This window comes from Streptococcus mitis, assembly GCF_001579035.1.
Taxonomy (GTDB): domain Bacteria; phylum Bacillota; class Bacilli; order Lactobacillales; family Streptococcaceae; genus Streptococcus; species Streptococcus mitis_J.
On record NZ_KQ970285.1, the window covers coordinates 325,458 to 332,864 of the forward strand.

At 37.9% G+C, this 7,407-nt stretch carries 5 protein-coding genes, 1 tRNA gene and 1 pseudogene; 5 read left to right on the top strand and 2 right to left on the bottom strand.

Annotation, left to right across the window (positions count from 1 at the left end; all coding sequences use genetic code 11):
- Nucleotides 1-104 precede the first annotated feature (104 nt).
- Nucleotides 105-175, bottom strand: a tRNA-Cys gene (locus SMIDD26_RS01605).
- A 162-nt stretch (nucleotides 176-337) separates the two neighbouring features.
- On the opposite strand from SMIDD26_RS01605, the gene SMIDD26_RS01610 reads away from it, so the two are divergent.
- From SMIDD26_RS01610 to SMIDD26_RS01630, 5 genes are all read left to right on the top strand, one after another.
- Nucleotides 338-2,317, top strand: a complete 1,980-nt coding sequence (locus SMIDD26_RS01610; protein ID WP_061438704.1) for a peptide ABC transporter substrate-binding protein — start codon at nucleotides 338-340, stop codon at nucleotides 2,315-2,317.
- Between the two features lie 66 nt (nucleotides 2,318-2,383).
- Complete coding sequence (locus SMIDD26_RS01615) at nucleotides 2,384-3,880, top strand: ABC transporter permease (protein WP_000759899.1); 1,497 nt, start codon at nucleotides 2,384-2,386, stop codon at nucleotides 3,878-3,880.
- A complete protein-coding gene (gene oppC, locus SMIDD26_RS01620) occupies nucleotides 3,880-4,806 on the top strand; it encodes an oligopeptide ABC transporter permease OppC (RefSeq protein WP_000103703.1) in 927 nt (308 codons plus the stop codon). The genes SMIDD26_RS01615 and oppC overlap by 1 nt, the downstream gene beginning before the upstream one ends.
- A gap of 8 nt (nucleotides 4,807-4,814) precedes the next feature.
- Nucleotides 4,815-5,882: an ABC transporter ATP-binding protein gene (locus SMIDD26_RS01625; RefSeq protein ID WP_000159551.1), complete on the top strand. Its 1,068-nt coding sequence runs from the start codon at nucleotides 4,815-4,817 to the stop codon at nucleotides 5,880-5,882.
- A 10-nt stretch (nucleotides 5,883-5,892) separates the two neighbouring features.
- On the top strand, nucleotides 5,893-6,819 hold the full coding sequence (locus SMIDD26_RS01630; protein WP_042900321.1) for an ATP-binding cassette domain-containing protein: 927 nt from the start codon (nucleotides 5,893-5,895) through the stop codon (nucleotides 6,817-6,819).
- Between the two features lie 416 nt (nucleotides 6,820-7,235).
- On the opposite strand, the pseudogene SMIDD26_RS12530 reads toward SMIDD26_RS01630, so the two are convergent.
- Nucleotides 7,236-7,407, bottom strand: a pseudogene (locus tag SMIDD26_RS12530) (LysR family transcriptional regulator); the annotation flags it as partial.

Here is a 7,407-nt window from a genome sequence, read left to right on the forward strand (position 1 = left end):
AAAAGTTTTTTCAAAATTATCCGTATTTATCCGAAGAAAAAAATAAAAAAGCCCTAATTTACGGGCTTTTTGTCTTGATAAATTCCGATAAATTCGGTACTGAAAGGCGGTAGACGGATTTGAACCGACGATCAAGCTTTTGCAGAGCCGTGCCTTACCACTTGGCTATACCGCCTTAACGTTTCTTATTATACCTTGAAAATGATTTTCAGTCAATAGCTTTTTCAGATTTTTTGTATGAATAAGCCTAAATATTCTGAAAATTCGTTTGATTTTTAATGGACAATATGATATAATGGTTGTCGATATATAATTCACATAAACAGAGGAGTAAAAAATGAAAAAAAGTCGTGTATTTGCTACGGCAGGTCTTGTTTTATTAGCAGCAGGTGTACTTGCAGCATGCAGTTCTTCAAAATCATCTGATTCATCAGCGCCAAAAGCTTACGGTTATGTTTATACAGCAGATCCAGAAACATTGGACTACTTAGTTTCAGGTAAACAAAGTACAAAGGTAGTAACTTCAAATGGTATTGATGGTTTATTTTCTAATGATAAGTATGGAAATCTTATTCCTGCAGTTGCAGAAAATTGGGAAGTGTCAAAAGATGGCTTAACCTACACTTATAAGATTCGTAAGGGTGTAAAATGGTTTACATCAGATGGTGAAGAATACGCTGAAGTGACGGCTAAAGACTTCGTAAATGGATTGAAGCACGCTGCAGATAAAAAATCACAGGCCATTTACCTAGCTGAAAATTCTGTTAAAGGTTTGGCGGATTACCTATCAGGGACTTCAACAGACTTTTCAACAGTTGGTGTTAAAGCGGTTGATGATTATACACTTCAATATACTTTGAACCAGTCAGAACCATATTGGAATTCTAAAATGGTTTATTCAATTTTCTGGCCTTTAAACGAAGAATTTGAAAAATCAAAGGGAAGCGATTTCGCTAAACCGACAGATCCAACATCTTTGCTCTACAATGGACCATTCTTGCTCAAAGCTTTGACTGCAAAATCTTCTGTGGAATTTGTAAAAAATGAGCAATATTGGGACAAAGAAAATGTTCATATAGACACTGTTACCCTAGCATACTATGATGGTTCTGACCAGGAATCGCTGGAACGTAACTTTACAAATGGAGCTTATAGTAAAGCTCGCCTTTTTCCTACTAGTTCTAACTATGCTAAAGTTGAAGAAGACTACAAAGATAATATCTATTATACCCAACCAGAAGCTGGAATTGCAGGTTTGGGTGTGAATATTGATCGTCAAAGTTACACTTATACTTCTAAGTCAACCGATTTAGAAAAAAACTCTACTAAAAAGGCATTACTTAATAAAGATTTTCGTCAAGCGTTGAACTTTGCCTTTGATCGTTCGTCATACTCTGCTCAAATAAATGGTAAAGACGGAGCTACTTTAGCAGTTCGGAATTTATTCGTGAAACCAGATTTTGTTTCAGCTGGAGAGAAGACTTTTGGTGATTTAGTTGCTGCTCAACTTCCTGCCTACGGAGATGAGTGGAAAGGTGTGAATTTAGCTGATGGTCAGGATGGTTTATTTAATGTTGACAAAGCTAAAACAGAATTTGCCAAAGCTAAGAAAGCTTTAGAAGCAGAGGGTGTACAATTTCCTATTCATCTGGATATCCCAGTAGACCAAACAGCCAAAAATTTTGTTGCACGTATTCAATCCTTTAAACAATCTATAGAGACGGTTCTTGGTGCTGAAAATGTCGTAATTGATATTCAACAAATGACAACTGACGAGTTGCATAATGTTACTTATTATGCTGCAAATGCTGCTGCAGAAGATTGGGATTTATCTGGAGCAGTTGGATGGAATCCAGACTTTGAAGATCCATCTACTTATCTTGATATTTTGAAATCAACTAGTGGTGAAACGACAAAATCTTACTTAGGGTTTGATAATCCAAATAGTTCTGCAGTAGTTCAAGTTGGTCTGAAAGAATACGATAAATTAGTTGATGAGGCCGCTAAAGAGACAAGTAATTTGAATGTACGCTATGAAAAGTATGCTGCAGCTCAAGCATGGTTGACAGATAGTTCCCTCTTCATTCCTGCTATGGCTTCTACTGGAGCAGCACCAGTAATTTCACGAATTGTTCCGTTTACAAATGTGTTTGCACAATCTGGGGATAAAGGTTCGGAACTATACTTTAAATATATTCAATTACAAGATAAGGTTGTAACAAAAGAAGAGTATGAAAAAGCTCGTGAAAAATGGTTGAAAGAAAAAGCTGAATCAAATGAGAAAGCTCAAAAAGAATTGGCAAGTCATGTGAAGTAAATAATTTCTAATAGAACTTTCTCTCCATGAGGAGAAGGTTCTTTTGGGATTTTTAAAGGAAATAATATGAAAAAATATATTTTTATGCGTGTTTTGCGGTCATTGGTTTCGATTTTCTTAGTAACGACTTTGACCTACACGATTATCTATACCTTGGTTCCTCGAAAATTGATTTTCAAGCAGGATCCTAACTATAATAAAATTGCGACAACGGCTGATAAACGTGATAACTATGAAAATACTGTGTTTGAGCGTATGGGCTACATTGAGTATTACGATACTAAAGAGTTGCAAGAAAAGGCAAGTAGCATGGATTCTTCTGTAACAGTAGAGGCAAATGCGACCAATAAAGCTATTTATGAAAAGTACATCAATCAATTAGGTCATGGTTGGACTTTGGGAGAATTTACTGAAAGTGGTCAATTTTATGCTACTCGTGAAATTCCAATTTTTGAACGTGTTTTTCACTTCTATGCTAACTTGATTGACATTGACCATACAAATAAAATTCAAGACCCTGAAAATCCAGACTTGAAACGCTACCTTCGTTTCGAAAATGATCCAGCTATCGGATGGTCATTGGTCGGCTCAGGTACTAAACATAAATATCTCTTGTACTTCAACAGTCAGTTCCCATTTGTGCATCAAAATTTTGTGAATATCAATTTAGGAGACTCTTATCCAACCTATGCTAATACACCAGTTCTTCAGGTTATTACTCAAGGTCAAGGACAAACCAAAACTGCTCAAGTTCAGTTCCCAACAGGTAAGAAAACGTCTTCTGTAAATATTTACTCAAGAACCTACAAGTCACCTAGTCAGGCTGACTCTCGTGAAGTAGCTAGCTATGGGAAAGATGATCCTTATACAGCGACTGAAAGTAATTACCAATATCCATCTATGATTGTCAGCTCTGCTATTGCTGGTTTGATTGGTTTGGTGATTTCTTATGCGATTGCCGTGCCACTTGGTTCAGCCATGGCTCGTTTCAAGAACACTTGGATCGATAGCTTCTCAACAGGTGCTTTGACCTTCTTGATGGCGCTTCCAACAATCGCCCTTGTTTATATTGTTCGATTGATTGGTTCCTCAATTGGTTTACCAGATTCATTCCCTATCTTAGGGGCTGGAGATTGGCGTTCTTACGTTTTACCAGCAGTAATCCTTGGTTTGTTGGGTGCTCCTGGTACAGCTATTTGGATTCGTCGTTACATGATTGACTTGCAATCTCAAGACTTTGTTCGTTTCGCTCGTGCAAAAGGTTTGTCTGAAAAAGAAATTTCAAACAAACACATCTTTAAAAATGCCATGGTTCCACTGGTTTCAGGAATTCCTGGTGCCGTTATCGGGGTTATCGGTGGTGCAACCCTTACTGAAACAGTCTTCGCCTTCCCAGGTATGGGTAAAATGTTGATTGACTCTGTAAAAGCATCTAATAACTCTATGGTCGTTGGTCTTGTCTTCATCTTTACATGTATTTCTATCTTCTCACTTCTTTTGGGAGATATTTGGATGACTATTATTGACCCACGTATTAAATTGACTGAGAAAGGAGGCAAATAATGTCTACAATCGATAAAGAAAAATTTCAGTTTGTAAAACGTGACGATTTTGCCTCTGAAACTATTGATGCGCCAGCATATTCTTACTGGAAGTCAGTGTTTAGACAATTTATGAAGAAAAAATCAACTGTAGTCATGTTGGGAATCTTGGTAGCCATTATTTTGATGAGTTTCATCTACCCAATGTTTTCTAAGTTTGATTTCAATGATGTCAGTAAGGTAAACGACTTTAGTGCTCGTTATATCAAGCCAAATGCTGAGCATTGGTTCGGTACAGACAGTAACGGTAAATCACTCTTTGACGGTGTCTGGTTTGGAGCTCGTAACTCTATCCTCATTTCTGTGATTGCGACAGTGATTAACTTGGTTATCGGTGTTTTTGTCGGTGGTATTTGGGGAATTTCAAAATCAGTTGACCGCGTGATGATGGAAGTTTATAACGTCATCTCAAACATCCCATCTCTTTTGATTGTTATTGTCTTGACTTACTCAATCGGAGCTGGATTCTGGAATCTGATTTTTGCCATGAGTGTAACAACATGGATTGGGATTGCCTTCATGATCCGTGTGCAAATCTTGCGCTATCGTGACTTGGAATACAACTTGGCGTCACGTACTTTGGGAACTCCAACCTTGAAGATTGTTGCCAAAAACATCATGCCACAATTGGTATCTGTTATTGTGACAACCATGACTCAAATGCTTCCAAGCTTTATCTCATACGAAGCCTTCTTGTCTTTCTTCGGTCTTGGATTGCCAATTACAGTGCCAAGTTTGGGTCGTTTGATTTCGGATTATTCACAAAACGTAACAACCAATGCTTACTTGTTCTGGATTCCATTGACAACCCTTGTTTTGGTATCCTTGTCCCTTTTCGTAGTTGGTCAAAACTTAGCGGATGCTAGTGATCCACGTACACATAGATAGGAGTAGAAATGACAAAAGAAAAAAATGTAATTTTGACTGCTCGCGATATTGTCGTGGAATTTGACGTTCGTGACAAAGTATTGACAGCCATTCGCGGTGTTTCCCTTGAACTAGTTGAAGGAGAAGTATTAGCCTTGGTAGGTGAGTCAGGATCAGGGAAATCTGTTTTGACAAAGACCTTCACAGGTATGCTCGAAGAAAATGGTCGTATTGCCCAAGGTAGCATTGACTATCGTGGTCAAGATTTGACAGCCTTGTCTTCTCACAAGGATTGGGAACAAATTCGTGGGGCTAAGATTGCGACTATCTTCCAGGATCCAATGACTAGTTTGGACCCAATTAAAACAATTGGTAGTCAGATTACAGAAGTTATTGTAAAACACCAAGGAAAAACAGCTAAAGAAGCGAAAGAATTAGCAATTGACTACATGAATAAGGTTGGGATTCCAGATGCAGATAGACGTTTTGATGAATACCCATTCCAATATTCTGGAGGGATGCGTCAACGTATCGTTATTGCGATTGCCCTTGCCTGCCGACCTGATGTCTTGATTTGTGATGAGCCAACGACTGCCTTGGATGTGACTATCCAAGCACAGATTATTGATTTGCTGAAATCTTTACAAAATGAGTATCATTTCACAACAATCTTTATTACCCACGACCTTGGTGTGGTGGCAAGTATTGCGGATAAGGTAGCGGTTATGTATGCAGGAGAAATCGTTGAGTATGGAACTGTTGAGGAAGTCTTCTATGACCCTCGCCATCCATATACATGGAGTCTCTTGTCTAGCTTGCCTCAGCTTGCTGATGATAAAGGGGATCTTTACTCAATCCCAGGAACACCTCCGTCACTTTATACTGACTTGAAAGGGGATGCCTTTGCCTTGCGTTCAGACTATGCAATGCAGATTGACTTCGAACAAAAAGCTCCTCAATTCTCAGTATCAGAGACGCATTGGGCTAAAACTTGGCTTCTTCATGAGGATGCTCCAAAAGTAGAAAAACCAGCTGTGATTGCAAATCTCCACGATAAGATCCGTGAAAAAATGGGATTTGCCCATCTGGAAGACTAGGAGGAAGGAAATGTCTGAAAAATTAGTAGAAATCAAAGATTTAGAAATTTCCTTCGGTGAAGGAAGTAAGAAGTTTGTCGCGGTTAAAAATGCTAACTTCTTTATCAACAAGGGAGAAACGTTCTCGCTTGTAGGTGAGTCAGGTAGTGGGAAAACAACTATTGGTCGTGCGATAATCGGTCTAAATGATACAAGTAATGGTGATATCATTTTTGAAGGTCAAAAGATTAATGGTAAGAAATCGCGTGAACAAGCTGCAGAATTGATTCGTCGTATCCAGATGATTTTCCAAGACCCTGCGGCAAGTTTGAATGAACGTGCGACTGTTGATTATATTATTTCTGAAGGTCTTTACAATCATCATCTGTTCAAGGATGAAGAAGAACGTAAAGAGAAAGTTAAAAATATTATCCGTGAAGTGGGTCTTCTTGCTGAGCACTTGACTCGTTACCCTCATGAATTCTCAGGTGGTCAACGTCAACGTATCGGTATTGCTCGTGCCTTGGTCATGCAACCAGACTTTGTTATTGCGGATGAGCCAATTTCAGCCTTGGACGTTTCTGTTCGAGCCCAAGTCTTGAACTTGCTCAAAAAATTCCAAAAAGAACTTGGTTTGACCTATCTCTTTATCGCCCATGACTTGTCGGTTGTTCGTTTTATTTCAGATCGTATCGCAGTTATTTACAAAGGTGTTATTGTAGAGGTTGCAGAAACAGAAGAATTGTTTAACAATCCAATTCACCCATATACTCAAGCCTTGCTTTCAGCGGTACCAATCCCAGATCCAATCTTGGAACGTAAGAAGGTCTTGAAGGTTTACGACCCAAGTCAACACGACTATGAGACTGATAAGCCATCCATGGTTGAAATCCGTCCAGGTCATTATGTTTGGGCCAATCAAGCCGAATTGGCACGTTATCAACAAGGATTAAACTAATAATGGTTTTATAATTTCCATGTCAACTTTTATGGAAATTATAAACCTTTTTTTGTTGGACTGATTTGAAAAAATTTTGAAAGCGTTCTGAAAGAATTTTCGAAAGAAATAGAATTCTTAGAAAATCATTGAATTATAGTGAGATGAAATAAAATCTGAACAACTTTATTAGGAAAGTCAAATCAATTTCTAGAAAAGATTTAGAAGTCGCGGTGTATTACTCTAGCTTCAATCTACTATAGTCTAATACTCTTCGAAAATCTCTTTAAACCACGTCAGCTCTATCTGCCACCTCAAAACAGTGTTTTGAGCAACCTGAGGTTAGCTTCCTAGTTTGCTTTTTGATTTTCATTGAGTATAATATCTACAATGTAAAAAAACTCTAGCTATCAGTTCATTGATAGTTAGAGTTTTTTCTATTCATATGATTTAAGGAGATTAAATAAGGCTTCTACTTCTGATGACGGTGTAGCTGATTTAAGGTAAGCGTAATAAACTGTAAAAGTTATCTTGTCCTTTGGTATAAGAGGAATTTTTATTAAATCATCATCTTCATCAGAAAGTGCGATATCAGCCAGTAAACTAAGG

Bases quoted from the DNA above. Each gene is read 5' to 3' on its own strand.
- SMIDD26_RS01615 (WP_000759899.1), top strand. From the start codon at position 2,384: ATGAAAAAATATATTTTTATGCGTGTTTTGCGGTCATTGGTTTCGATT.
- oppC (WP_000103703.1), top strand. From the start codon at position 3,880: ATGTCTACAATCGATAAAGAAAAATTTCAGTTTGTAAAACGTGACGAT.
- SMIDD26_RS01610 (WP_061438704.1), top strand. From the start codon at position 338: ATGAAAAAAAGTCGTGTATTTGCTACGGCAGGTCTTGTTTTATTAGCA.
- SMIDD26_RS01625 (WP_000159551.1), top strand. From the start codon at position 4,815: ATGACAAAAGAAAAAAATGTAATTTTGACTGCTCGCGATATTGTCGTG.
- SMIDD26_RS01630 (WP_042900321.1), top strand. From the start codon at position 5,893: ATGTCTGAAAAATTAGTAGAAATCAAAGATTTAGAAATTTCCTTCGGT.